The organism is Parabacteroides sp. PFB2-10 (assembly GCF_029893085.1).
Classification (GTDB): Bacteria; Bacteroidota; Bacteroidia; order Bacteroidales; family Tannerellaceae; genus QVMG01.
The window spans coordinates 232727-257137 of sequence record NZ_JARXWI010000004.1; the positions used below are offsets into that span (position 1 = coordinate 232727).

The following is a 24411-nucleotide window of genomic DNA, read 5'->3' on the forward strand; positions in this document are numbered from 1 at the left end:
CATATGAAGAAAATATTGTTTGTACTGATAACAATGGCCATCCTGACAACTTCCTGCGGTAGCCCGATGCGGAATGCCGGTGGGGAGGTGACGGGAGTACGTACGGTAGCAGTCAATGAGCCTGCACCTTATGGTATGGTTTTGATAAAAAGAGGTGCTTTCGAGATGGGACCTGCCGATAGTGATGAGCTGTGGGGCATTACACCCGACACGAAAGGGGTCTCCTTCGATGCGTTCTGGATGGACCAGACAGAGGTCACCAACGCAAAGTACCGTCAGTTTCTATATTATGTACGCGACTCGATCATCCGTACGCGCCTGGCCGATCCGCAATATGGCGGGAACGACCTGTTTATGATCACCGAAGACCGCTATGGCGATCCGGTAGAGCCTTATTTGGACTGGAGCCGTCCGATACCCTGGCGTCGTGCCAGCGAAGAGGAGCAGATGGCCATCGAAAGTGTGTATTACACCAATCCGGTGACGGGCGAGAAGAAACTCGATCCGGCGCAGATGAACTACAAATACGAATGGTATGACTATACGGCAGCCTCGTTGCGCAAGAATCGCCTGAATCCGTATGACCGGGTACGCAATACCGACATCGTGGTTGACCCGAATGAGGTAGTGATGATCTCGAAGGATACTGCTTATATCGACGACGAAGGACGCGTGATTAACGAAACAATCACCCGCCCGCTCTCGAGCGAATGGGATTTCCTGCACACACGCATTGTCAATATCTATCCGGACGAGACGGCTTGGGTAAACGACTTCAATAATGCTTATAACGAGCCATACGTGCGGATGTATTTCTCGCATCCGGGCTACGACGACTACCCCGTAGTCGGGGTTTCCTGGGAACAGGCAACGGCCTATTGCGTATACCGCACCAATCTCTTTAAGGAATCGTTGAATCTGCCTGCCGGGCAAACGATCGAACCGTTCCGCCTGCCAACGGAAGGCGAATGGGAATATGCAGCACGCGCTGGCAAGAGCGAAAATAAATATCCCTGGTCGAACGATGAATTACAATCGGACAAGGGCTGTTTCTTAGGCAACTTCAAGCCGGGTGATGGCGATTATACGGCCGACGGCCACCTGATCACATCCCGTGTAGGCTCGTATGCACCGAATGAATTCGGACTCTATGATATGGCAGGCAATGTGTCGGAATGGACATCGACCAGCTATGCGGAAGCAGGGCCGGCTATGATGAGCGATATGAATCCGGAATTGCATTACGACGCGGCGAAAGAAGACCCGTATGCGATGAAGAAAAAGGTGGTACGCGGTGGCTCTTGGAAAGATGTAGCGCAGTTTATCCGTTCGGATATGCGTACGTTTGAATACCAGAACGAGACACGTTCGTACATAGGTTTCCGTTGCGCACGCACACAGATCGGTTTTGCCAAAGGGAAAAAAGGGAAATAAGAAATAAAGATTAAGCATAAGATAGAAAATGGGAAAATATAGAAGATATAAGAATCGAGTAGAGATGTTTCTTTCCAGCGAACGCGGAAAGAGAATCCTGAATTTTGTCTACAGCTGGGGAGCCTCTATTGTGATTATCGGTACGATGTTTAAATTGCTTCATCTTCCGTATGCCAACTGGATTATTGGTATCTCTTTGTCTGTAGAGGCGTTGGTGTTCTTCATCTTTGGTTTTGAAAAGCCGAACGACGACTACCATTGGGAAGATGTGTTCCCGGTATTGAAATCGAAAAACCCGATGGACCGCCCGGATTTCGTAGGGAAACGGGGTGGTGCTTTGATAGGTGCGGAGGCAAATGGTGAGGCGGATAACGCCGGATCGCCGATCCGCATAGCAGGCGGTATGAGCCACGGAAGCGGCAGCTTCAGCGGCGGAGGCAGCCTGAATATCGAAGGTAACCTGAATATTTCGGAAGCAGACACCAAGAATCTGTCGGATAGTATCAGTAAACTAAGCGAAGCCGCCGAGCAGATATCCAAAATGGCGGAACTCACCGAAGCTACCCAGAAGTACCTGGAACAGCTGTCGGGTGTTTCCGAAAATATGGAACGTTTCAGCCAGGTGACCAACTCACTGACCGATGTATCGGATACCCTGTTGAATTCCTACAAGCATATCACCGACAATTCGGACGGAATCAATCAGAACTCACGTGGTTATGTGCAGCAGATGGAAATGCTTAACCGCAATATATCCGGCTTGAATACCATTTACGAAATCCAGTTGAAGAGCATCAGCTCGCAGATTGAATCGATCGAACATATCAATGGCGGCTTGAACCGGATACGCGAAATGTACGATGGCTCGGTAGTCGATAGCTCGGTATTCCGCAATGAAACGGAAAAAATGACACGCCAGTTGACTGATCTCAACCAGGTGTATACCCGCCTGCTTCAGGCAATGACAGTCAATATGCCGGGAGCGCCAGCTAATCCGTACCAACAACAGGTGCCCCCGCAACAGGCGTATCAACAACCGCAACAATATCCGCAACAGGGATATCCCCAACAACCCCAACAGGGACAAAACTATCAACAACCCTATAACCCGAATAAATAAGCGCTATGGCAATAGGAAATAATCCGAATTCTCCTCGTCAGAAGATGATCAACCTGATGTATCTGGTGTTCATCGCTATGATGGCGCTTAATGTCTCCTCGGAGGTATTGAACGGATTCGAATTGGTGGAGGATAGTCTTCGGACGACCATCAACAACGCGTCGAACCGTAATGTGATGGTGTCGCAGGAAATGGATGCCTATTACACCATCAATCCGGAGAAAGCAGGCGACTCATACGCCAAGAAGAACCAGGTAAAGCAGGCAGCCGACTCGCTGTTTAATTATATTCAGGACTTGAAAGAGGCGATTGTCAAGACTGCTGATGGGAAGAATGGGGATGTAACGAATATAGATAAGAAGGACGATTTGGAAGCCGCGTCGCGTGTGATGCTGGCGCCGGTAGTTGGAGAAGGAAAAAGACTCCGGGAATCGATCGATGCCTACCGGGCATTATTGACCGCGCTGGTGGATGATCCCGCCAAAATGGAACTGATCGAATCGACGTTGAATACCAATCCTCCCCCAAAAGCAGGATTGAATACCCGCACTTGGGAGGAAGCATTGTTTGAAAGTATGCCGACGGCGGCAGCGGTGACCATCCTGACCAAACTGCAGAGCGATGTGCGTTATGCGGAAGGCGAGATGTTGAGTTACCTGTTGAGCAGCGTAGACGTGGGCGACTACCGCGTGAACCATATCACCGCTCAGGTGATTCCGGAGAGTCAGATTGTTATGCGGGGAAGTAATTACCGGGCAAATATTGTGTTGTCGGCGGTCGATACGACAAAGCGTCCGACAGTCTATGTAAACGGAGCAGAACTGCCTGTGGAACATAAAGGCCTGTTCACGATGAATACCTCGACGACAGGTACCTTCCCGGTGAAAGGATATGTCGAAATGCCCAATAGTGACGGAAGCATTTTGCGCCGGGAATTCGAAACCGAATACTACGTGACTGAACCGAATGCAACGGTGGCTCCGACCATGATGAATGTGATGTATGCCGGCATTGATAACCCGGTGCGCATTGCTGTGCCCGGTGTGCCTTCAGGCAATGTATCGGCTTCGATGACCAATGGTACGCTGACACGTTCGGGGGATACTTGGGTAGCTGTTCCGACTACCGTTGGTACGGAGGCAGTTATTACCGTGAATGCCCGCATGGCCGATGGTCGTTTGGCGGAAATGGCTAAGACTACCTTCCGTGTGCGTGCATTGCCCGACCCGATGCCTTATATTGAATATAAAGATGCGAATGGGGCTCTACGCACATTTAAGGGCGGACGTATTGCCAAACGTGACCTGTTGCAAGCAAAAGGTATTCTGGCGGCTATCGACGATGATATCATCAATCAGCCATTTACGGTGTTGCGGTTTACGGTTACCTATCCGGACTCATTCGGGAATATGGTTCGTTCAGCAACCGAAGGGGCTACTTTCTCGGCCGATCAGCGATCTAAAATCTCTGAGTTCTCCCGTGGAAAGAGTTTCTTTATCACCGGTGTAGTAGCTCGTGGCCCTGACGGTATCGAACGACAGATATCCCCGTTAGAAATAATTGTCAATTAAGAAAAAATAGATATATGAAACGTTTGTATTATATATTGGCTTTAGGTGTGTTGATCTCGTCGCAGACGATGGATGCGCAGGAGCAACCCGAACGCCGTACACCCCAGGCAACCCGTGGCTCACGGGCGCAGACAGAGCAACAATCGGGCTTGCCCGATCTGACGGTTCGTGCGCAGGATCTGAACGAACGCAACACCCAGGAGATTGGTAATGCCCGTTGGATGCGTGTGTTGTATCGTGAGATCGATCTGACCAAAGACGAGAATGCTCCGCTTTACTATCCGGTGCGTCCGTTGAATGGACAGATGAACCTCTTCTCAATGATCTTTCAACTGTTGAGCGAAGGCAAGATTAAGGTGTATGAATACTACGACGGGTATGAATCGTTTGCCGAGGAGGATGTGATTTCCTTCAAGAGTGTATTGGACAATGCTTATGTTTATTACGAAGAGGTGGCCGGGCGTGCCGGTGGACAGCCTTCCTATGTGGTTAATGAAAGCGATGTGCCTTCGGCCGAAGTGCAACGTTATTATGTGAAAGAGGCTTGGTATTTCGATCAGAACAATTCCCTGTTCGACGTGAAAACACTGGCTCTTTGCCCGATTATGACCGTTTACAGCGACTTTGGTGAAGAGACAACCCCTATGTTCTGGCTGCAATACGAAGATATCCGTCCCTATATCAATACGGCTTATATCATGACCTCCAACCTGAACAACGCGAAAACCTTCACGATGGACGATTATTTCCGCCGTCGTATGTTCAAAGGGGATATCATTAAAACGGAAAACCTGATGAACCGCACCCTGGCACAGATGTATCCTGAACCCGACTCCATGGCGTTGGCACGGGATACCATCGAGAAACAACTGGTGCAGTTCAATGAGCAACTCTGGTTCCAACCCGACACCACCCAGGTAACCGATGCGAAAGCAACCAAAAGCTCCGCTCGCGGACGGGTAGCTACCACCAAAGCCCCGAAAGAACCTAAGGAGAAAACCACCAAAGCCGCCGCTCCGAAAGCCGAAAAAGCATCTTCTGGTGCCGTGCGAAGTGTGCGGAGGAGGTGATAATGTAGCAGAAAATATAAACACAAAACGCCCTGTTCCGATAGTTTGGAACAGGGCGTTTTGTTGTAGTCTGACTAATATGTCACTCAAACCCCTAATACAATATCCGCATCAATATGGAGTGTCTTACTGATAGTGCGTGCCATCTGAAAAGTTGGCTCGCTTTTGCCGGACAGAATCTCGCTTATGCGTGATGGACTTACGCCAATAAGCTCCGAGAGGCCTTTTTGAGTCAGGTTCATTTCGTACATGCGAAGTTTGAGGATTTCCGTTAAAGTGGGTTTTGTTACAGGGAAATGTTCCTCCTCATAGTCTGCAACTAAATTAGATATTAAATCCAACTCAATGAAATTTTTATCACTGATAGGTGTTTCATTGCTTACAAGTGGCAGCAACTCTTTGATCCTTTCGCATGCTGCTTGATATTGTCTTTCTGTTATAATTTTTGTCATCTCTTCAAATATTTGAACAATCTATCCTATCATACTCTTTATGTGTGCCTATAAAACGAATGTAAACCTTTTGTGAAGCAAAAATAATTATCGCTACCAACCTATAATCATTCCCTTTAATATTAAAAACATACCTGTCATTCCCAACATAGTCGGCTGAATTAAAAGTCTGTTTAATGTCTGAAAGAGAATACCAAGTACTTGCTTTTGTCTTTGAATACCAGTCCCGCAAAGAGATGTTGGCTTCTGCATGTTTCCTTATATATTCTCTGATAGTTGCAAAGGTTATGATTCTCATATATACACAATTTCATACAAAAATAGAAAAATAATTCTGTTTTACAAAATTATATTCTATTTATAAGAATAAAGAAGTGCTTATATACAAAAAAAACCGACCCCTTTTGGGATCGGTTTTAGTTTATATCTTTTGATTTCCGTCTTTTCTTTACGGCCTAAACCCGATAATCTCCCGCACTTCGCGGAGGGTTTTTGAGGCGCTTTCGGAGGCTTTCTCGGCTCCCTGAAGGGCTACCTTTTCGAGGTATGCCTCGTTGGCCAGGATGTCGAGGATGCGTTCGCGGATCGGGGCGCAGAAGCGGTTGATGTCTTCTGCCAGTTGTTTTTTTAGATCGCCGTAACGAATGGCGCAACTGTTGTATAAATCATTGAAATGATCGTAGGTGGACTGATCGGACACAATCTCCATCATCGTGAAGAGGTTGGCAATGGCCTCCGGTTTTTCGCTGTTAGGCTCGGTAGGTCCCGAGTCGGTCACTGCTTTCATCACCTTTTTCTTGATCGTCTTTTCGTCGTCGATCAGGTAGATCGCGTTGCCTTCGCTTTTGCCCATCTTGCCTGATCCATCGAGCCCCGGTATCTTTACCGCCTTCTCGCTCATGTGGAATGAGGCGGGTTCCGGGAAATACTCCACGCCATAGATCTGGTTGAAGCGGCGGGCAAACTTACGCGCCATCTCCATATTCTGTTCCTGATCTTTTCCCACGGGCACCTTTACGGCACGGTGGATGATGATATCTGCCGCCATCAGGGTAGGGTAGGTGAGTAGCCCTGCGTTGACATTGTTGGGCTGCGACCGCACTTTGTCTTTGAAGGAGGTGACGCGTTCCAATTCGCCCAGGTAGGCATTCATATTGAGATAGAGATATAACTCCGGTATCTCGCGTACATCACTTTGCACATACAACGTCGCCTTTTCCGGATCAATGCCGCAGGCCAGGTATTCCGCCAGGATCGTCTTCACACTGTTACGAATATTATCCGGGGTGGGATGCGTGGTCAGCGAGTGCCAGTCGGCAATAAAGAAAAAACAATTGTATTCGTTCTGCATCTGCAGAAAACTCTTTACCGCGCCAAAATAATTCCCTAAATGCAGATTGCCAGTCGGGCGAATTCCGCTTGCTACCGTTTCCATATCTCTGTTTTTAATTTTCTGAATAGGGTGCAAAGATAACCACAACAAGCCGATTTGCATAATTCCATCCGGACAAATTCGAAGGTCAACGGCAATCGTTGTATAATTAGTATGAAATTTTCATATGTCAATAAATGTTAATCGGAGGAATTTTTACGAATCGACAACTGTCATTTTGATATTTCCGCGGGAGTTTGCGCGCGAAATGGCAGGAGTATTTTGACAAACTCCCGGGAGAAACATTTTTTAACGTATCATATTGTAAAGCAAAACGCCCGTTTTGCTTACACTTTGCATTTTAACATTTCTCTGTTGGGTCTGCCGCTTATGGGTTAAAAAACTTCTCCAGATAAATATGAATAAGGCGTGGAATGGCGAAGCGTTCGATGTCGTGGATGGGTGTTGTGATGAAGGCCTCGAAGGCCGGAGCCGGGCATTCTACTTCTATCCGGTAGAAGGTGGCGTAGATGACCTGGTGGGAGAGGATATGCTTCTCAACGGGGCGGTCGATGGCAATCGAGAGCTGTCCGGCTTCGGCAAAGAGATGGCGGAATGCATCGGTTTGTTGCAGTTCGGCAAAATCCATTGGTGCATCGCTCTCTATCAGCGGAAATTCATAGAGTCCTTTCCATATATCCTTGCCCTCGCGGCGGTGTAGCCAGGTGGTTTCTTGGTAGAGGATATGAAAGTAATGGAAATAGCGGTTGCGGCTCTTGGTTTTGCCGGCTTTGACGGGATATGCCTGCACTTTGTTTTCCTGCCATGCTACGCAGCGATCGGCAAAGGGGCAGGCGGGACAGTCGGGCTGTTGCGGCGTGCATTGCAAGGCGCCGAACTCCATAATGGCTTGGTTGTGTAGGCCGGCCTGGTCAGAAGACATAATCTCTGCCGCCAGCGCGGTGAATTCTTTTTTGCCCTGACCGCTGTCGATAGGTGTATTTATGCCAAAAAGGCGGGAAAGAACGCGGTAGACATTGCCGTCGACTACCGGATAGGGCTGGTTCCAGGCGAAAGAGAGAATGGCGGCTGCCGTATAGTCGCCAATGCCTTTGAGCGCTAATACCTCGCGATGCGTGGAGGGGAAACGTCCCTGGTGGCGGGTCATAATCTCCCGGGCGGCCGCGTGCAGGTTGCGTGCCCGGCTGTAATAGCCCAGTCCCTGCCAGTATTTCAACACCTCGTCCTCCTCAGCAGCGGCCAGCGACGAGACGTCGGGGAAACGTTCCATAAACCGTCGGAAATAGTCTATGCCTTGGGCAACGCGTGTTTGCTGCAGGATGATTTCCGAAATCCAAATGGTATAGGGGTCGTGGGTCTCTCGCCACGGCAGCTCTCTTTTGTGTGTAAAATACCAGTTGATGAACAAGTTGCTAAATTCCCACGCTTTCTTTTCGGGCAAAACAGGATTCTTTTTAGGTGATATTGGCGCCATAACTCTTTGATTGATGCAAACATACGCAGATAATCTGAGATGGGAAAGAATCTTTTTAATAAAAAATGGCAAACAAATTTTTTCGAACTCCAAATAAAAGCTATATATTTGCAGTCCAAAAAATTAAAGACATAATTCAATATAATATCAAAAGACATGACTAAAGCAGACATTGTTAGTGAAATTTCAAAGAGCACCGGGATTGACAAATCAACGGTTTTGGCTAGCGTAGAATCTTTCATGGAGATTGTAAAAGACTCTTTGTCGGATGGTGAAAACGTATATTTAAGAGGTTTTGGAAGCTTCGTAGTGAAGAAAAGAGCTCAGAAAACAGCTCGTAACATCTCTAAAAATACGACGATCATCATTCCGGAACATAACATTCCTTCTTTCAAGCCGGCGAAGACCTTCTTGAAACAGGTAAAAGACAAATAAAATTTAGTTTAATTATATAAATCAATAAAACGATGCCAAGCGGAAAAAAGAGAAAAAGACATAAGATGTCTACGCACAAGCGCAAAAAGAGACTAAAAAAGAATAGACATAAGAAGAAATAAGCCTGTCTATTTTTCTGGCAAACTCTGAAGAACAAACTTACAAGACATCTTTTAAGTTTGTTCTTCGCGTATTTAGCAATAGCAGAAATGTGATTAATCCAATTTATAAGTGACAAGTGAATTAGTAGTTGACGTAAGGCCCAAAGAGGTATCGATCGCTGTACTGGAAGACAAAAACTTAGTGGAGCTTCAGAAAGAAGCACGCAATGTTTCGTTTGCCGTCGGTGATATTTTTATCGGCAAGGTTAAAAAACTTATGCCCGGGCTCAACGCTGCTTTTGTCGATGTAGGTTATAAAAAGGATGCATTTCTTCACTATCAGGATTTAGGTCCCCATTTCAGCTCCCAACAAAAATTCCTCAAACAGGCTTTAAACAGCGACGCGAAGAAATTTCCCGCGATCGCCAAAATGCAGCTACTGCCGGAGATCGAAAAGAACGGCAGCATCAGCGAAGTGCTTAAAGCAGGGCAGGAGGTGTTGGTGCAGATAGCCAAGGAACCTATATCCACCAAAGGACCCAGACTTACTTCCGAGCTTTCTTTTGCCGGAAGATACATCGTGCTCATACCTTTTGCTGATAAGGTATCTGTCTCCACCAAAATCAAATCGAGCGAAGAAAGAGCCCGGTTACGCCAGTTGATTCAAAGTATCAAACCGAAGAACTTCAGTGTGATAGTTCGCACCTCTTCGGAAGGCAAGCGCGTAGCTGAACTCGATCATGAGCTAAAGACATTGGTGAAGCGTTGGGAAGAAAACATTACGAAGGTAGCCAAAGCCAAAGTGCCGTCTGTTATTTACGAAGAGACAGGACGTACGGTGGCTTTGTTGCGCGACATCTTCAATCCTTCTTTCCAGCACATTCATGTGAATGATCCCGATATCTACCGGGATGTACGCGATTACGTTAGTTTGATCGCTCCCGGACGGGAGGAGATTGTGCAACAGTATCGGGGGGAACTTCCCATTTTCGATAACTTTGCCATCACCAAGCAGATCAAATCACTTTTTGGGCGTACCGTTACTTACAAGAGTGGAGCTTACCTGATTATCGAGCACACAGAGGCTATGCACGTGATTGATGTCAATAGTGGAAACCGTTCGCGTGGCAGTGATGCCCAGGAAACGACGGCTATTGACGTAAATATGGCAGCGGCAACCGAGATTGCCCGCCAGATGCGGCTGCGGGATTTGGGCGGGATTATCGTGATCGATTATATCGATATGGTGGAACCTGCCAATCGGCAAAAATTGTTTGAGCATATGTCGAAGGCAATGGCCGGCGATCGTGCGAAGCATAATATTTTGCCGATCAGCAAATTCGGTCTGATGCAAATCACCCGCCAACGTGTTCGTCCCGAGATGGAGCTCGACACGAACGAATCATGTCCGAGTTGCTTCGGTACCGGAAAATCAAAACCGTCTATTTTATTTACAGACAGTCTGGAAGGAAAAATCGATTGCTTAGTGAATAAGCATCATGTGAAGAAGTTCACCCTGCATCTGCATCCATACGTGGCAGCATTTGTAAACAAAGGAATCATTCCACTCAGTATGAAGTGGAAATTCAAGTATTCCCTTGGAATGAAAGTGATCCCTGATCAGAGTCTGGCTTTCCTCGAGTATCATTTTTATGATCCCGAGAAGAATGAGCTGGATATGAAAGAAGAGAAGGAGATTAAATAAAACGATAAAACCCGGTACGCAACAGAAGCGTATCGGGTTTTTCTTTTTAAAGAGGGAACGGGTGTCTGCCGATATGACATTTTGTCGGTTTGTCTCCGGACTGGTGTTTGTGTAAACAAGTTTGGCACGGCATTTGTTAAATACTAAGTGACCCCATAAATGAGGTGGGGAAATTTGAATAAGAAAGATATTAACAAATAAAATAAAGAATAAGAAAATGGGAAAAATTATTGGTATTGACTTAGGAACAACCAACTCTTGTGTTTCCGTGTTGGAAGGTAACGAGCCGGTTGTGATTGCTAACAGTGAAGGAAAGCGTACGACTCCTTCAATTGTAGCATTTGTGGAAGGAGGAGAAAGAAAGGTGGGTGATCCTGCAAAACGTCAGGCGATCACCAACCCGGAAAAGACAATCTTCTCGATCAAGCGCTTCATGGGTGAGACATACGATCAGGTGACTAAAGAGATCAACCGTGTACCTTATAAGGTCGTGAAGGGTGATAACAATACACCGCGTGTGGATATCGATGGTCGCTTGTATACACCGCAGGAAATCTCGGCTATGGTGCTTCAGAAAATGAAGAAAACAGCAGAAGACTACCTGGGGCAAGAGGTGACGGAAGCGGTGATCACCGTGCCGGCATACTTTAGCGACGCGCAACGTCAGGCAACGAAAGAGGCGGGTGAAATTGCCGGTCTGACCGTTCGCCGTATCGTAAACGAACCGACGGCGGCCTCTCTGGCTTACGGTTTGGATAAGACAAACAAAGATATGAAGATCGCCGTGTTCGACTTAGGTGGTGGTACGTTTGATATCTCTATCCTCGAATTGGGTGATGGCGTATTTGAAGTAAAATCAACCAATGGGGATACCCACCTGGGTGGTGATGACTTCGACCACGTGATTATCGACTGGTTAGCAGAAGAATTCCAACGTGAAGAGGGACCGGACTTGCGTAAAGACCCGATGGCGCTGCAACGTCTGAAAGAAGCTGCAGAAAAAGCTAAGATCGAATTGTCGAGCTCGACAAGCACGGAGATCAATCTGCCGTATATTATGCCGGTAGATGGTATTCCAAAGCACTTGGTGAAAACCTTGACGCGTGCTAAATTCGAACAGTTGGCAGACTCGTTGATCCAGGCCTGTATCGAACCTTGCCGTCAGTCGCTGAAAGATGCTAACCTGAGCACATCAGATATCGATGAAGTGATTCTGGTAGGTGGATCGACCCGTATTCCGGCTATTCAGGAGATAGTAGAGAAATTCTTCGGCAAGGCTCCATCAAAGGGAGTGAATCCTGATGAGGTGGTGGCTGTAGGAGCTGCTATCCAGGGTGGTGTATTGACCGGTGAGGTGAAAGATGTGTTGTTGCTCGACGTGACGCCGCTCTCCTTAGGTATTGAAACCATGGGAGGTGTGATGACCAGATTGATCGACGCCAACACGACTATCCCGACCAAGAAATCGGAAACATTTACGACAGCGGCTGATAACCAACCGTCGGTAGAGATCCATATCCTGCAAGGTGAACGTTCTTTGGCACGTGATAACAAATCATTAGGACGCTTCCACTTAGATGGTATCCCTGCTGCTCAACGAGGAGTTCCTCAGATTGAAGTGACCTTCGATATCGATGCCAACGGTATATTAAACGTATCAGCCAAAGATAAAGGAACAGGCAAAGTGCAAAATATACGTATCGAAGCCTCCAGCGGCTTGAGTGATGATGAAGTAAAACGCATGAAGGATGAAGCAGCTGCCAATGCCGAAGCGGACAAGCAAGAAAAAGAACGCATCGATAAGATCAACCAGGCGGACAGCACCATCTTCCAGACGGAAAAACAATTGACCGAGCTGGGTGATAAGCTCCCTGCCGACAAGAAAGGCCAGATCGAAGCCGCCCTTGCTAAGCTGAAAGAGGCGCACAAAGCCCAGGATATCGCTGCTATCGACGCCTCAATGGCCGAACTAAACAGCGTATTCCAAGCCGCCAGCCAGGAAATGTACAACGCCGGCCAACAGCCCGGCGGTCCCCAACCGGGAGCCGACTTCGGAGGCCAGCAACAATCCAGCAACAACGACGGCAATGCCAACGACGGCAACGTCACCGATGTTGACTTCGAAGAAGTGAAGTAAGAGGCGATTAGGAATAATCAACAAATAATAGAAAATCCCTGTAAACAAATAGTTTACGGGGGTTTTTGTTTTTACAAATTTATAAATAGCCATTGTTTTTGATGGTTTTTTATCATACATTTGTACCATTATTGTACCGGAACTTAATTAGTGATGAAGTGGAACTTATGAGCACTTATGACTACTAATGAGTACTTAAATGGCGATAAAGATACCGATGAATAAGATTCAGAAACAATGTGCAGTGTGTGGACAGCCTTTCGTTCCGAAGACGGTTGATTCTATTTATTGCTCGAAAACATGCGGCAATGCAGCATATCGTGAAAAGAAACGGCAAAAGCGAAAAGAAGAAGAAAAGCAAGCAGTCGTAGCTAAAATACCAGATGACCGTCTCTATATTTCCGTTCCCGAAGCAATTGCGCTTTTCGGCGTTGCCAAGAGTACACTCTATCGTCTTATTCGGCAAAAGCGAATTCCTGCTATCAACTTAGGAGCTCGTCTAGTCCGAATTGACCGAGCAGCGATAGAGGAAATATTTCCTATTCGCCAAACACCTCTTAAAAAGGAGAAACCGACAACAAAGCTTTATAGTCTTGAACCGCAAGATTGTTATACAATCGGCGAGATTGCCAAAAAGTTCGGCATATCGGATAGTACGGTATATAAGCATATCCGTAAATATTCTATTCCAACTCGACAGATTGGCAACTATGTTTATGCTCCAAAAACTGAAATAGATAATTTGTATAATCAATAACAATATACCACATGAAACAACTTTCCAATACAAAAGTAACTGTTCGGCTTCGTAAGGCGGAAGACCGCAAAGAGTGGTATGTTTATATTGAAAGCTATCCGGTTTATGTTCCCGGCAAGCAAACTCCGCAACGTGTTCGTGAATATTTGAATCGTTGTATTACTACGGTTGAATGGGATAAGAAGCGCACCGCCCGCACCGACGCAGACGGGACAAAAACCTACAAACCCAAACGTGATGATAATGGAATAATCGTTTGCCGAAGCGAAAAGGATCAAGAAACTATGCTATATGCTGATGGGATTCGTAAGCTTCGCCAACGAGAATATGATAATGCTGATCTATATAGTGATACAGAAAGTGCACAAGTTGAACAAAAAGAGCGTGCGCAGCAGAATTTCATAGAGTATTTTAACGCCACAGCCAAGAAACGCCACGCACAAAGTTCTGACTCTATTCGTGTAAACTGGAAACGGACCTACGAATTAATAAAGCTCTTCGCCGGAGATACATTGCCTTTTGCCAAAATCGACAATCGCTTTGCCGAAGATTTTAAGTTATATCTGTTGTCTGCTCCCTGCGGAGGAAATAAAAGCGGAACTATTTCTCGCAATACTGCTGTAACTTACTTCTCCATTTTCAAGGCGGCATTAAAACAGGCCTTTGTTGATGGATACCTGACAACTGATTTATCGGCAAAAATCAAAGGCATACCGGAACAGGAGTCAAGGCGTGAATATTTGACCGTTGAAGAACTTAATATCCTCGCTGGAACGCCATGTGAAAGAGATGTCCTTAAACGGGCAGCATTGTTTTCAGCTCTTACCGGATTACGACATTGTGATATTCAGAAATTACGATGGAAAGAAATTAGCATGAATGGCGACCAAGCCCAGCTTCACTTCACACAACAGAAAACAAAAGGTGTGGAATATATGCCTATTTCGCAACAGGCACTTGATTTGTGTGGCGAACCTCGTGAGTCGGAGCAATTTGTTTTCGAAGATTTACCTGATCCTGCTTGGATTTCTAAACCCTTGAAACGTTGGATAGAAGCCGCCGGAATCACGAAGCGGATTACGTTTCATTGCTTCCGGCACACGTATGCCACGCTTCAATTATCCAGTGGTACAGATATTTACACCGTCAGCAAGATGTTGGGGCATACCAATGTAAAAACTACCCAGATTTACGCAAAGGTTGTGGACGAGAAGAAGAGCAAAGCAGCACAAGCAATTCAGTTAAACACTCTTAACAACACAGAAGAATGAAACAGAACAGTCTTTTGCAGTACATTATATTATATGTGATCGTGGCTTGCGTTGCTTTGGCGATTGCAGCATTAGCACGCATGTTTACTGTTTCGGTCGGCTTTGATAGCTTTACAGCTTTCATAGTCTTTATTATAGCATTGGCTATTCAGGCGACAGTATATTTAAGTATCCATGTAGCACTTCAAAATATAATGTTGCCGTGGATCGGAAACGGATTGGCAAAGATCCCCTATTTTCGCAAGAAGATAGAACAAAGACAAGTTTCTCAGATTGTTGCTGAACCACAGATAGAAGAAAAGAAATTTGAAATTGATATACCGGAATCGAATGTCTCTTTAGACGATATTCGGAATGAACAGCAGAAAAACATAGCCAAAGAACAAGAGGATATTCTGAATGTTGGTTTGGACTATACCCGAAAGTCGTTTGCTCTTTATCTTTCCGATGAAGATCTTAATGTTCTTTGCCGGAATGTCCGTGCATACATGAACAAGTTAGAAGAGAAAGAATTGAAGCCGGTTAAAGTTAAAGAACTGACAGCCATCGACCTCCGCCATTTCGGGTGGAATATCTGGAACTACTTCAAGCCAAGAAATCAGATGGATATTGCTAACTTCCTAAAAAACGTTTTTCCTGATGTTTTCAAGGGAGTAGAAGTGAAAAGTATCAAACGGCATTTGAAGGATGATGAATTGAAGGGAGTAATCAAGATACAGGAGATTTTAACATAACAATAGACAAAAAATGGATGAGAGAACCATCAAATTTCAACAGATAAGTGACACTATTTTTGAAGATGACAATGCTGCATTAAAACTAATCTCATTATTTGAATCTGGGAAGGTTGATTTTAAACTTGCGACAGCTATAGATAATGTAATAATGGATGCAAATATGCTCCGAGAGAGTAATGGGGAGTTTTTAGTTCATTTTAATTTGCTTCCAGAATGGGAAGATAAGTTCAGAATGGATTACTTCTTTGAGAAGCCAGCAATACTCGCAACACATGGAGTTAGAATATTAATAAACAATACAGATGTTACCGCATTCAAACAATCAATTGGAGAAGGGATAAAAAAAGCATCTATAAAAATCAATGCATTTCGAGGAGATTTAGATGATAATAAATGGAAAAACTCCAAACAATCAGCTTATTATCGATATGATTGTGATGAATTCAAGGCTTATTCTAGTGGTGTATTTTATGATATGACAACGAGTAAGGATCAAAATTCTTCGTGGAAAAATTGCATTAAAATAGAAATTGACAATCGAACAATATTGTTTTTTCATGTGAGAATCGAAGATAACCTTGGATACTTTGTGTTCAAAACAAATGATCCAATTAATCATGATGATTTCCTACACATTATTAATGCAATAAGAGCAGCATTTTCTCTAATCTCTGGTTTTTATATTGCTGATAGTGCTTATTTCTTTTCTATGCAAAAGGGGAAGAAAGATACCTTAACCTATCGTTATGAAAATTTTAATGATACAATACATACAAAAAGGCCTCTACTAGACAATCATTCATATCAAGATATCTCTCGAGAAGAATTGCATTTGAACTCTGATCAATTCGCATATCTTGTAAAGTTGCTGTATGAGAATGAAGAATTACTTCGCTCCTGTATATTACTTACGCAAGCCAGTAATATAAATGGTTTACCTAAAGGATGTCTGGCTGCAGTTGCATTAGAAACTATTACCAATGTAATTGTACCTAAAGATAAAATTGCTAAACCGTTAATAGAAGATACGGAAATCAGTAGTCAACTAAAATATGAATTGAAAAAAGCACTAAAAAAAATCAAAGGGAAAGTGACAAAATCTACATACGATTCCTTAGATAGCAAATTGGGTAAAATAAATGAACGGTCAAACTCTTCGAAACTAGGCTCCCCTTTTGGGGCTCTGAGCATTGATTTAGATGAAGAAGATCTATACTGTATATCGTGCAGAAATCGTTTTCTGCATGGTTCTTTACCTACACCAACGACAGATTTTTTCAAGTCATTAACGGATGATGAATTATTGAATCTTGTCTGTAATCGTTTGATAATGCTATCCACTATGCTTATTTTGAAAAAGATAGGCTACGAACATGATGTTGTTGATTGGGGATATACAGAAATTGCAATAAGAAGAATGATGATAATGGGAGAATCTGTTAGTGGGATAGGTCGAGCGCATAGAACAATTTGCAATTAAAACCAATAACCATACTTTTATCTTTTTTATGATTTGCATCTACCAATAACCAAAAAATATCAGCACTTTTAGTGTTTCCAAGGTGTTTCTCCAGTGTCGTCTAGACACCGCAGAAACACTATTTTTATTTGCACCGTAACAATTAAAATCAACAGTTATGGAAGTAAATGAAATTTCTTTTGAAAACCTGCCCAAGGCAGTAGCACATTTAGTCAGTGAGCTGGCTGAGATCAAATCTTTAGTTGAAAAGGGGCAAACACCTATTGCTCCTCAGAAACGAATCCCAATTGACATTGAAGAAGCTTGCCGGATTATCGGCAAAGCGAAACCTACCGTGTATGCCCTTGTTCGCAAACGGCTAATTCCCTGCTATAAGAGTGGTAAGAAACTTTATTTTTTTGAAGACGAACTACTAGAATGGATTTCTAAAGGCAAAAAGAAAACTTTGCAGGAGATTGAGTCCGAAGCAGAGGCGGAATACAATAAGCGCAAAAACATACAAAGATGAACCTGTTCGACTTATTAGCCAATTTCTGGCGAGTGGACGAACAGGAGAACTTCAGCGGCAACGATACCCGGTTGTATTTCTTCTTGATTCATTTGGCTAACCGCTCCTATTGGTCGGAATGGATAGAGTGTTCCAATAAACGATTGGCAGCCAATGCGAATATATCTTTGGATGTTCTGAAATCTTCACGAGACCGACTAAAGGCAGCCGGTCTGTTGGATTATACCTCTGGGGGTGGACATAGAGTTAAAACTAAGTATCAGATTTTAGCACCTAAGTCCGACCTTAAACTCCCGCCCTACAATATAAAGACTAAAGACAAAAACTCTAATACAAATTCTTATGGAAAAAGGAAAGGCTCAGTCTTTACGGGAAGTGATTTCGACTAATCAACAATTCTTTCAGGCATTGCAGAAAGATGCTCAAGAGATGGTCGCCCATGAAAAAGAAAAGATTCGGCGACAACGTTTGCCTTTGCCGTTGGCTTATGCCGACTTTCGGAGTTTGTTTTGCGAGTTTGGTACAATTTGTTTGCACAACCGCAATCAGGCTAAGAATTTTGTCATTGACAAAAACAACGAACCAATGATAGAACAGCTCTATTGCTACATAACCAACAATTCTGCTTTCTCCGGTGATTTGAATAAGGGCATCATGCTACAAGGCAAATATGGTTGTGGTAAAACGATCCTGCTGGAAACATATTCGTTACTCCATAATCATATTTCGAGAAGTTTTTTTCTGAATCAGCCACTGTTTACGTTTATCAAGTCTGTGGAATTGCAGGAGCAAATTGTAAAGCAATCGGCAAGCGTATTTGCCCGGCGCCCATTAATCATTGATGAATTTGGACGAGAATCCAAAACGGTTCAGGATTATGGGAACGTCAGCCGACCCATATCCGAATTGCTGAGTTTGAGAAGTGATGTCGGTGTCGTTACACATGGCACCACGAACTTCACTTTTGCTACACTTTCGTCCGATGAGTTCTATGGCGGAATGATTGGCGACCGCCTCAAGATGATGTTTAATTTTATCACTTTGAATGGTGAAAGCCGTCGAGTTTAAGCTTTCATTCTAATGGCTCACTATTCGCGAGCAATGTAGCAAGAGGGAACTGGACAAGTCCTGTTCTATCCTCTTGCCCTACGGGGTTACTTGCTGTTAATCAGCAAGATATTAAAAACGAGTTTTATAAAGACTCGTATAAATAAAATCGCTAATATCCTATTGATTAAGCGATTAATAAAATGAATTCTTATAAAAAAGTTATAATATGGCGCAAAATAAGAATAAAACAGCATTAACGACGATTGGAATTGACCACGCCACCAATCGCCAGATAGATAAACTTTGCAAGCGATACAATCTTAAAAAAGGAGAGACTGTGAAGCTCGCTTTCGAGTATATGGATAAGGCCTGTATCAATCCGTCCGAGCCGCCGGAATCGGTTAAAACGGAATTGGCAAAAATCAACAAGCGACAGGATGACCTGATGCGTTTTATCCGCCACTTTGAAGAAAAAGAACTGAATCCGATGATTCGGGCAACTCATTCGATAGCTGTCCGTTTCGATGAAGTAGTCAAGACATTGGAAGAGCTGATAAAATCAGAACTAACTCTCATATGGAATAAGCATTCAGATATCCTGCAACGAATAAGTGATACATTTGGGAAACATGCAAATATTGTCAATACCCAAACAAAGCAAATAGCCTCTTTAACTCAGATACAAAAGCAGGATAATAAAAAGCTCTTAGAATTAATAGCTTTATACGCAGAACTTACAACTTGTGGTGTGATGGATAGCAAGCGAAAAGAGGCTCTAAAAATAGAAATTAGCAAATTAATCAATCCTGAGTAACCATGAATATAGACTTCCCGCCACCATCCGCCGGAACATACAACAATGCCGGAGGTTGTCGCCAGTTGGCAAATTACCTCGAACATGAAGATTTAGAACGTATAGAAAAAGGTATTTATACGGAAGGATTCTTCAATCTGACGGAAGACAATCTATATAAAGCCCAGATTATTGAGGATATTGATACAAATATCGGGCAGTTGCTGAAAACGGATGCCAAGTTCTACGCTATCCACGTTAGCCCCTCAGAAAAAGAACTAAAAACGATGGGAAATACCGAACAAGAGCAGGCAGAAGCTATGAAACGATACATTCGGGAAGTCTTCATTCCCGAATACGCAAAGAATTTCAACAAAGGATTATCAGCGGAAGATATAAAGTTCTACGGTAAAATTCATTTTGACCGCAACAGGTCAGATAATGAGCTGAATATGCACTGCCATTTGATTGTCAGCCGGAAAGACCAATCGAATAAAAAGAAGTTGTCGCCACTAACCAACCACAAAAACACAAAGAAGGGAGCAATAAAAGGCGGTTTTGATAGAACGAACTTGTTTCAGCAGGCAGAAACAGGTTTTGATAAGCTTTTCGGCTATCAACGGGATTTACAAGAAACATTTATGTACTGTAATACGATGAAAAACGGCAGTATAAAAGAGAAATTGCAAATGCAGGAGCAAGAATTAAAACAATCCTCAAATCCTTTAGTGTCTGAAATAGAACCGAATGAAAAGCAACACCGCACCAATGTTGGTACGGACATGCAGCCAAACGTTCAAACGTATGACCAGCCAAACAGCCAGCCAGCCGCTAAATCGATTAATCAATTAAGCGATAGCATTAGCGGAAAAAATATTCTCTCTTCCTTATTTTCCATACTCCCCACCGCTGCAGATGTTGGTAATCCCAATCCAGAAGATGGACAACCATTGAGAAAACCCAAGAAAAAGAAAAAAGGCAGAAGAATGGGATAATGAACTCCTTTTTCATTTGGTATACAAAGGTATATTCCAAGAATAAAACGCCAACACCAAGCCGCAATCGGTTTTACGCGAAATCTCCACACCTACGCTACGCTTCGGGTAGTATTTTCCGTAAAAGTGTTGCCTTATTTATTCTTTCCATAGAAGAGGTGTTTACAAAATGTTAAAGGAGAAAATATGCGGTCATGTCTATATAGGGCTGTTTATCTGTATTGTATCATCGTATCCTATATCTTATAACAGGAAAGTTTTATTGAAATCATTCCTGTTTTTGCCCGTAAAAACAAGAAAAATGCTTATGCACGTATATGATGTTTATAACTTTTTTGCCACATACAAATGCTGTTTCTCAAATATTTAGTAAATTTGTCGAAGTATGTCAAGTCAAATACTATCAACGATGTTGTTTGCAGAGAAAATTCGTCAGCTACGTGAAGATAAGCAGTTATTACAGAGGCAGGTTTCCGCTGCTCTTGAAATAGATAATGCTTTATATTGTAAGATTGAGCGTGGAGATCGTCTTGCAAAGAGGGAGCAAGTGGTTAAGTTAGCTCAGCTTTTTGCGGTTGACTCCAAGGCATTACTAGTCCTTTGGCTTGCTGATAAAATCAATGCAACTGTGGTCGAAGAAAAAGAATTGGCTTTAGATGCATTGAGTATTGTTGAACAGAGCATAAAAAAATAGATATGTCTTCTAAATTTTTCACAAACGAGAATGAAAACACCTTGCTCAATAAAATCAAAGGTATTTTTGAACATAAAAACATTCATTTTTTCGATGCACTTGTTGGCTATTTCAGAGCTTCAGGTTATTTTCAGGTACGCCCTTTTGTTGATAAGGCAGCCGAAATTCGCGTTTTAGTTGGAATCAACATTGACGAGGCTGTTTACGATGCAAACAACAAGGGATTACTCTTTACAGGTAATGAAGACAAAAGCATTGACACTTACATTGAAAATTTGAAAAAAGACATTCAATCAGCAAAATATGACAAGACAATCGAGGATGGAATGCTACAGTTTATTCAGGACTTGATCGAGAAGAAGGTGAGTATAAGGGTTTACCCGAAACAAAACCTACATGCTAAAATATATATCTTCCGAGAAGTAGAAAAACACACTCATGGTTATGGTTCAGTTATTACGGGATCGAGCAACTTGACCGATAACGGACTACAACACAATTTTGAATTTAATGTTGAATTGCGAGATGATGCAGATATTGATTTTGCCACTGAAACTTTCGAACGGCTTTGGGAGCAAAGTATAGAGATTGAGAAGGATTTTGTTGAAAAATTAAAAACAGAGACTTATTTAAACGACTCGTTTACTCCTTTTGAAATCTATTATAAGTTTTTGATTGAATACTTTGGGAAGAGCGTTGAGTACGATCCTAATTCATTACGGGACTTACCCAAGGAATACAAGAAACTTTCATATCAGGCAGATGCTGTAAATGACGGTTATGCTAAATTAGAAAAACACAATGGTTTCTTTCTTTCAGATGTCGTAGGTTTGGGAAAAACGGTGGTGGCAGCGCAAATTGCCAAAAACTTCTTCTATCACAATGGTTTTCCTGATTATCTTTCAAAAACGTTAGTAATCTGTCCTCCTGCTTTGTACGACAACTGGCAAGAAACATTTGACAAATTCGGTATAAACGATTACAAAATTCACACCAATGGAAGTTTGCATAAAATCCGCAATGCCCGAAATTACGATTTGGTAATTGTTGATGAGGCGCATAAATTCCGTAACGATTCAGCGGAAATGTATAATGCTTTGCAGAAAATCTGCAAAACGCCAACCCGCAGAGGAACGCAGAAAAAGATAATGCTAGTATCCGCGACTCCGCTCAACAATCGTCCTGAAGACATTGCAAATCAGGTTTATCTATTTCAAGACAAAAAAGACTCAACGCTTGAAATAAGCAACTTACAACACTTTTTTGCTCCGAAAATAAAAAAGTATAAAGAATTAAAGAAAGAAAGTAATGTCAAGAAAATGGCAAAAGAGGTGAAAGCACTGTACGAAGAAATTCGTAAATACGTGGTTGAACCACTTACTGTTCGCCGAACTCGCACAGACTTACTTGAAAATGAAGAATACGCTAAAGATTTACGCGAACAAGGAATTACATTTCCCGTGGTAAAACAACCCATAAAAATACTCTATCAGCTTGACTACGATTTGGAAATGCTTTACGACAAAACGATAAAGATATTACGAGATGAACTGACTTACTATCGGTACCAGACTATAAAATTTCTTATCCCTGAAAAGAAAAAGAAATATAAAAATGCCGAATTAGCTTCATTGCAGTTGAAATTTATTATGAAGACTTTGTTGGTGAAGCGACTTGATAGTAGTTTTTTTGCTTTTCGTTCTTCGCTCGAACGCTTTGCTCAGGCTACAGCAAATATGGTTAAGATGTTTGATGATAATCTTGTTTTTATAGCCCCAAACCTTGATGTAAACAAATACATTGAAGAAGACCGCGAAGAAGAACTTCTACAACTGCTTGTCAATTTGCAAGATACAGACCCAAGCATTGAAATATGCACTGCTACTGATTTTGAAGATGGATTTGTTGAGGGATTGAAAAGCGATTTTGACATTTTACAAAATCTTGTCAAAGAATGGAAGAAAGTTAAAACGGATCCAAAGTTGGATATCTTTAAAGATTATTTGAGGAACAAACTTCTATCCTCTCGAATAAACAAAGAAGGGAAGTTGGTTGTGTTTTCTGAGTCGCAAGAAACGACTAATTATCTGTATGAGGAGTTAAAAAAAGAAGGTTTTGATAAAATATTGGCTGTAAACAGCAAAAATCGTAAAGATAAATTTCCACTTCTTAGAGAAAATTTTGACGCAAATCTCAAAAAAGAGTTGCAGAAAAACGACTATGATATAGTGATTTCTACCGAAGTGCTGGCGGAAGGAGTGAATATGCACCGTGCAAATGTCATTGTGAACTATGATACACCTTGGAACTCAACACGTCTCATGCAACGCATTGGGCGCGTAAATCGTATTGGAAGTACAGCAAAGGAAGTTCATGTTTTCAACTTTTTCCCTACTACAAAAGTTGAAAATGATATTGAACTGCAAAAGAAGGCAATTCTTAAACTACAGGCATTTCATAGTGCCTTAGGCGAAGATAGTCAGATTTATTCTGATGAAGAAATTGTTGAAAGTTTTGGGCTTTTTGATAAAATGGCACAAGAAGAAAAAGATGAAAAGTTAAAGATTCTACTTGAACTTCGTAAGTTCAAAGAAGAAAATCCCGAGCTTTTCAAGAAAATAAAAAACATGACGCTTCGGGCACGTACCGGCCGTGAAGATAAAGAACTACATGATACTACTATTGCCTTTATTCGTAGTGAGAAGCGTAATTCGTTCTTGTTAGTTAAAGAAAACGATGAACCGCAAGAACTTACATTTTTGCAGGCAGAAGAAATTTATCGCGCTCATAAAGAAGAGAAGCCTCTACCACTTACAGAAAATCACCATGCACAAGTGGAAAAGAGCATTACTCTTTTTAGACAGCAATTAGAAGCAGAAAAACAAGCAGAGCGTACTATTGTTATCTCACAGAGTCCTGCCGAGAAACAAGCATTGAGCTATCTGGATGCAATAATAAAACTTCAACTTGCAGATAAACGCGAAGAAGAATTGTTGATATTGACAAAAGAAGCTGTTAGTTTGGGGAAATTTCAAAAACTTTCAAAAGAAATCAGCGCTCTATACAAAAATATTAAAAAAGTTTCAATGCTGCCTGTAAAACAGCTTGAAGCGATACTAAAAATAGCTCAAAATTATCCTTTGCAGGAAAACGAAGATAAACTAGAGACAGAAAAACCAAAGGAAAATAAAAACTTTGTACCTGAAATAATTATCAGCGAAAGCTTTAAGTAGA

Annotated in this window: 22 protein-coding genes; 18 read left to right on the plus strand and 4 right to left on the minus strand. The window is 42.8% G+C overall.

Going from position 1 to position 24411, the window contains the following annotated elements; genetic code table 11:
• Window positions 1–3: 3 nt before the first annotated feature.
• Genes M2137_RS05440 through gldN form a run of 4 tightly spaced genes read left to right on the plus strand, consistent with a single transcriptional unit; the run spans window position 4 to window position 5195 of the window.
• On the plus strand, window positions 4–1434 hold the full coding sequence (locus M2137_RS05440) for an SUMF1/EgtB/PvdO family nonheme iron enzyme (RefSeq protein ID WP_280765449.1): 1431 nt from the start codon (window positions 4–6) through the stop codon (window positions 1432–1434).
• 28 nt (window positions 1435–1462) lie between these two features.
• Window positions 1463–2554 carry a gliding motility protein GldL gene (gldL, locus tag M2137_RS05445; protein ID WP_280765450.1) on the plus strand — a complete coding sequence of 364 codons (1092 nt, stop codon included), beginning with the start codon at window positions 1463–1465 and terminating at the stop codon, window positions 2552–2554.
• A gap of 5 nt (window positions 2555–2559) precedes the next feature.
• Complete coding sequence (gene gldM, locus M2137_RS05450; RefSeq protein WP_280765451.1) at window positions 2560–4125, plus strand: gliding motility protein GldM; 1566 nt, start codon at window positions 2560–2562, stop codon at window positions 4123–4125.
• Window positions 4126–4139: 14 nt separating this feature from the next.
• Window positions 4140–5195, plus strand: a complete 1056-nt coding sequence (gene gldN / locus M2137_RS05455) for a gliding motility protein GldN (protein WP_280765452.1) — start codon at window positions 4140–4142, stop codon at window positions 5193–5195.
• Between the two features lie 86 nt (window positions 5196–5281).
• Here the strand turns inward: gldN and M2137_RS05460 are convergent, their stop codons facing one another.
• From M2137_RS05460 to mutY, 4 genes are all read right to left on the minus strand, one after another.
• Entirely contained in the window at window positions 5282–5647 is a 366-nt protein-coding gene (locus tag M2137_RS05460; protein WP_280765453.1) for a helix-turn-helix domain-containing protein, read from the minus strand.
• Between the two features lie 4 nt (window positions 5648–5651).
• The gene (locus M2137_RS05465) at window positions 5652–5945 is read right to left on the minus strand and encodes a type II toxin-antitoxin system HigB family toxin (protein WP_280765454.1); all 294 of its coding nucleotides are present in this window, start codon (window positions 5943–5945) and stop codon (window positions 5652–5654) included.
• A gap of 150 nt (window positions 5946–6095) precedes the next feature.
• On the minus strand, window positions 6096–7082 hold the full coding sequence (trpS, locus tag M2137_RS05470) for a tryptophan--tRNA ligase (protein ID WP_280765455.1): 987 nt from the start codon (window positions 7080–7082) through the stop codon (window positions 6096–6098).
• Window positions 7083–7407: 325 nt separating this feature from the next.
• On the minus strand, window positions 7408–8514 hold the full coding sequence (gene mutY / locus M2137_RS05475) for an A/G-specific adenine glycosylase (protein ID WP_280765456.1): 1107 nt from the start codon (window positions 8512–8514) through the stop codon (window positions 7408–7410).
• Window positions 8515–8670: 156 nt separating this feature from the next.
• Here mutY and M2137_RS05480 point away from each other — a divergent pair, with 156 nt between their 5' ends.
• The 14 genes from M2137_RS05480 (at window position 8671) to M2137_RS05545 (ending at window position 24410) form a co-directional block, all read left to right on the plus strand.
• On the plus strand, window positions 8671–8949 hold the full coding sequence (locus M2137_RS05480) for an HU family DNA-binding protein (RefSeq protein WP_280765457.1): 279 nt from the start codon (window positions 8671–8673) through the stop codon (window positions 8947–8949).
• Window positions 8950–9180: 231 nt separating this feature from the next.
• Entirely contained in the window at window positions 9181–10755 is a 1575-nt protein-coding gene (locus M2137_RS05485; RefSeq protein WP_280765458.1) for an Rne/Rng family ribonuclease, read from the plus strand.
• A 217-nt stretch (window positions 10756–10972) separates the two neighbouring features.
• On the plus strand, window positions 10973–12892 hold the full coding sequence (gene dnaK / locus M2137_RS05490; protein WP_280765459.1) for a molecular chaperone DnaK: 1920 nt from the start codon (window positions 10973–10975) through the stop codon (window positions 12890–12892).
• A 217-nt stretch (window positions 12893–13109) separates the two neighbouring features.
• Window positions 13110–13649 carry a helix-turn-helix domain-containing protein gene (locus tag M2137_RS05495; RefSeq protein WP_280765460.1) on the plus strand — a complete coding sequence of 180 codons (540 nt, stop codon included), beginning with the start codon at window positions 13110–13112 and terminating at the stop codon, window positions 13647–13649.
• Window positions 13650–13660: 11 nt separating this feature from the next.
• Window positions 13661–14920 carry a site-specific integrase gene (locus tag M2137_RS05500; protein ID WP_280765461.1) on the plus strand — a complete coding sequence of 420 codons (1260 nt, stop codon included), beginning with the start codon at window positions 13661–13663 and terminating at the stop codon, window positions 14918–14920.
• Window positions 14917–15654 (plus strand): hypothetical protein, encoded by a 738-nt coding sequence (locus M2137_RS05505; protein WP_280765462.1) that lies wholly within the window; start codon window positions 14917–14919, stop codon window positions 15652–15654. The genes M2137_RS05500 and M2137_RS05505 overlap by 4 nt, the downstream gene beginning before the upstream one ends.
• A gap of 13 nt (window positions 15655–15667) precedes the next feature.
• Entirely contained in the window at window positions 15668–17137 is a 1470-nt protein-coding gene (locus tag M2137_RS05510) for a hypothetical protein (protein WP_280765463.1), read from the plus strand.
• A 157-nt stretch (window positions 17138–17294) separates the two neighbouring features.
• Entirely contained in the window at window positions 17295–17645 is a 351-nt protein-coding gene (locus M2137_RS05515; RefSeq protein WP_280765464.1) for a helix-turn-helix domain-containing protein, read from the plus strand.
• The gene (locus M2137_RS05520) at window positions 17642–18034 is read left to right on the plus strand and encodes a hypothetical protein (protein WP_280765465.1); all 393 of its coding nucleotides are present in this window, start codon (window positions 17642–17644) and stop codon (window positions 18032–18034) included. Before M2137_RS05515 ends, M2137_RS05520 begins: the two co-directional genes overlap by 4 nt.
• Window positions 17988–18713, plus strand: a complete 726-nt coding sequence (locus M2137_RS05525; RefSeq protein ID WP_280765466.1) for a hypothetical protein — start codon at window positions 17988–17990, stop codon at window positions 18711–18713. Before M2137_RS05520 ends, M2137_RS05525 begins: the two co-directional genes overlap by 47 nt.
• Before the next feature lie 208 nt (window positions 18714–18921).
• Window positions 18922–19509 carry a BfmA/BtgA family mobilization protein gene (locus M2137_RS05530; RefSeq protein WP_280765467.1) on the plus strand — a complete coding sequence of 196 codons (588 nt, stop codon included), beginning with the start codon at window positions 18922–18924 and terminating at the stop codon, window positions 19507–19509.
• A gap of 2 nt (window positions 19510–19511) precedes the next feature.
• Window positions 19512–20483 carry a DUF5712 family protein gene (locus M2137_RS05535; protein ID WP_280765468.1) on the plus strand — a complete coding sequence of 324 codons (972 nt, stop codon included), beginning with the start codon at window positions 19512–19514 and terminating at the stop codon, window positions 20481–20483.
• A 385-nt stretch (window positions 20484–20868) separates the two neighbouring features.
• The gene (locus tag M2137_RS05540) at window positions 20869–21177 is read left to right on the plus strand and encodes a helix-turn-helix transcriptional regulator (RefSeq protein WP_348524207.1); all 309 of its coding nucleotides are present in this window, start codon (window positions 20869–20871) and stop codon (window positions 21175–21177) included.
• A gap of 2 nt (window positions 21178–21179) precedes the next feature.
• On the plus strand, window positions 21180–24410 hold the full coding sequence (locus tag M2137_RS05545; protein ID WP_280743860.1) for a helicase-related protein: 3231 nt from the start codon (window positions 21180–21182) through the stop codon (window positions 24408–24410).
• Window position 24411: the final 1 nt, after the last annotated feature.

Coding starts and splice junctions, on each gene's coding strand:
- M2137_RS05440 (WP_280765449.1), top strand. CDS start 4: ATGAAGAAAATATTGTTTGTACTGATAACAATGGCCATCCTGACAACT.
- gldL (WP_280765450.1), top strand. CDS start 1,463: ATGGGAAAATATAGAAGATATAAGAATCGAGTAGAGATGTTTCTTTCC.
- gldM (WP_280765451.1), top strand. CDS start 2,560: ATGGCAATAGGAAATAATCCGAATTCTCCTCGTCAGAAGATGATCAAC.
- gldN (WP_280765452.1), top strand. CDS start 4,140: ATGAAACGTTTGTATTATATATTGGCTTTAGGTGTGTTGATCTCGTCG.
- M2137_RS05460 (WP_280765453.1), bottom strand. CDS start 5,647: ATGACAAAAATTATAACAGAAAGACAATATCAAGCAGCATGCGAAAGG.
- M2137_RS05465 (WP_280765454.1), bottom strand. CDS start 5,945: ATGAGAATCATAACCTTTGCAACTATCAGAGAATATATAAGGAAACAT.
- trpS (WP_280765455.1), bottom strand. CDS start 7,082: ATGGAAACGGTAGCAAGCGGAATTCGCCCGACTGGCAATCTGCATTTA.
- mutY (WP_280765456.1), bottom strand. CDS start 8,514: ATGGCGCCAATATCACCTAAAAAGAATCCTGTTTTGCCCGAAAAGAAA.
- M2137_RS05480 (WP_280765457.1), top strand. CDS start 8,671: ATGACTAAAGCAGACATTGTTAGTGAAATTTCAAAGAGCACCGGGATT.
- dnaK (WP_280765459.1), top strand. CDS start 10,973: ATGGGAAAAATTATTGGTATTGACTTAGGAACAACCAACTCTTGTGTT.
- M2137_RS05495 (WP_280765460.1), top strand. CDS start 13,110: ATGAATAAGATTCAGAAACAATGTGCAGTGTGTGGACAGCCTTTCGTT.
- M2137_RS05500 (WP_280765461.1), top strand. CDS start 13,661: ATGAAACAACTTTCCAATACAAAAGTAACTGTTCGGCTTCGTAAGGCG.
- M2137_RS05505 (WP_280765462.1), top strand. CDS start 14,917: ATGAAACAGAACAGTCTTTTGCAGTACATTATATTATATGTGATCGTG.
- M2137_RS05510 (WP_280765463.1), top strand. CDS start 15,668: ATGGATGAGAGAACCATCAAATTTCAACAGATAAGTGACACTATTTTT.
- M2137_RS05515 (WP_280765464.1), top strand. CDS start 17,295: ATGGAAGTAAATGAAATTTCTTTTGAAAACCTGCCCAAGGCAGTAGCA.
- M2137_RS05520 (WP_280765465.1), top strand. CDS start 17,642: ATGAACCTGTTCGACTTATTAGCCAATTTCTGGCGAGTGGACGAACAG.
- M2137_RS05525 (WP_280765466.1), top strand. CDS start 17,988: ATGGAAAAAGGAAAGGCTCAGTCTTTACGGGAAGTGATTTCGACTAAT.
- M2137_RS05530 (WP_280765467.1), top strand. CDS start 18,922: ATGGCGCAAAATAAGAATAAAACAGCATTAACGACGATTGGAATTGAC.
- M2137_RS05535 (WP_280765468.1), top strand. CDS start 19,512: ATGAATATAGACTTCCCGCCACCATCCGCCGGAACATACAACAATGCC.
- M2137_RS05540 (WP_348524207.1), top strand. CDS start 20,869: ATGTCAAGTCAAATACTATCAACGATGTTGTTTGCAGAGAAAATTCGT.
- M2137_RS05545 (WP_280743860.1), top strand. CDS start 21,180: ATGTCTTCTAAATTTTTCACAAACGAGAATGAAAACACCTTGCTCAAT.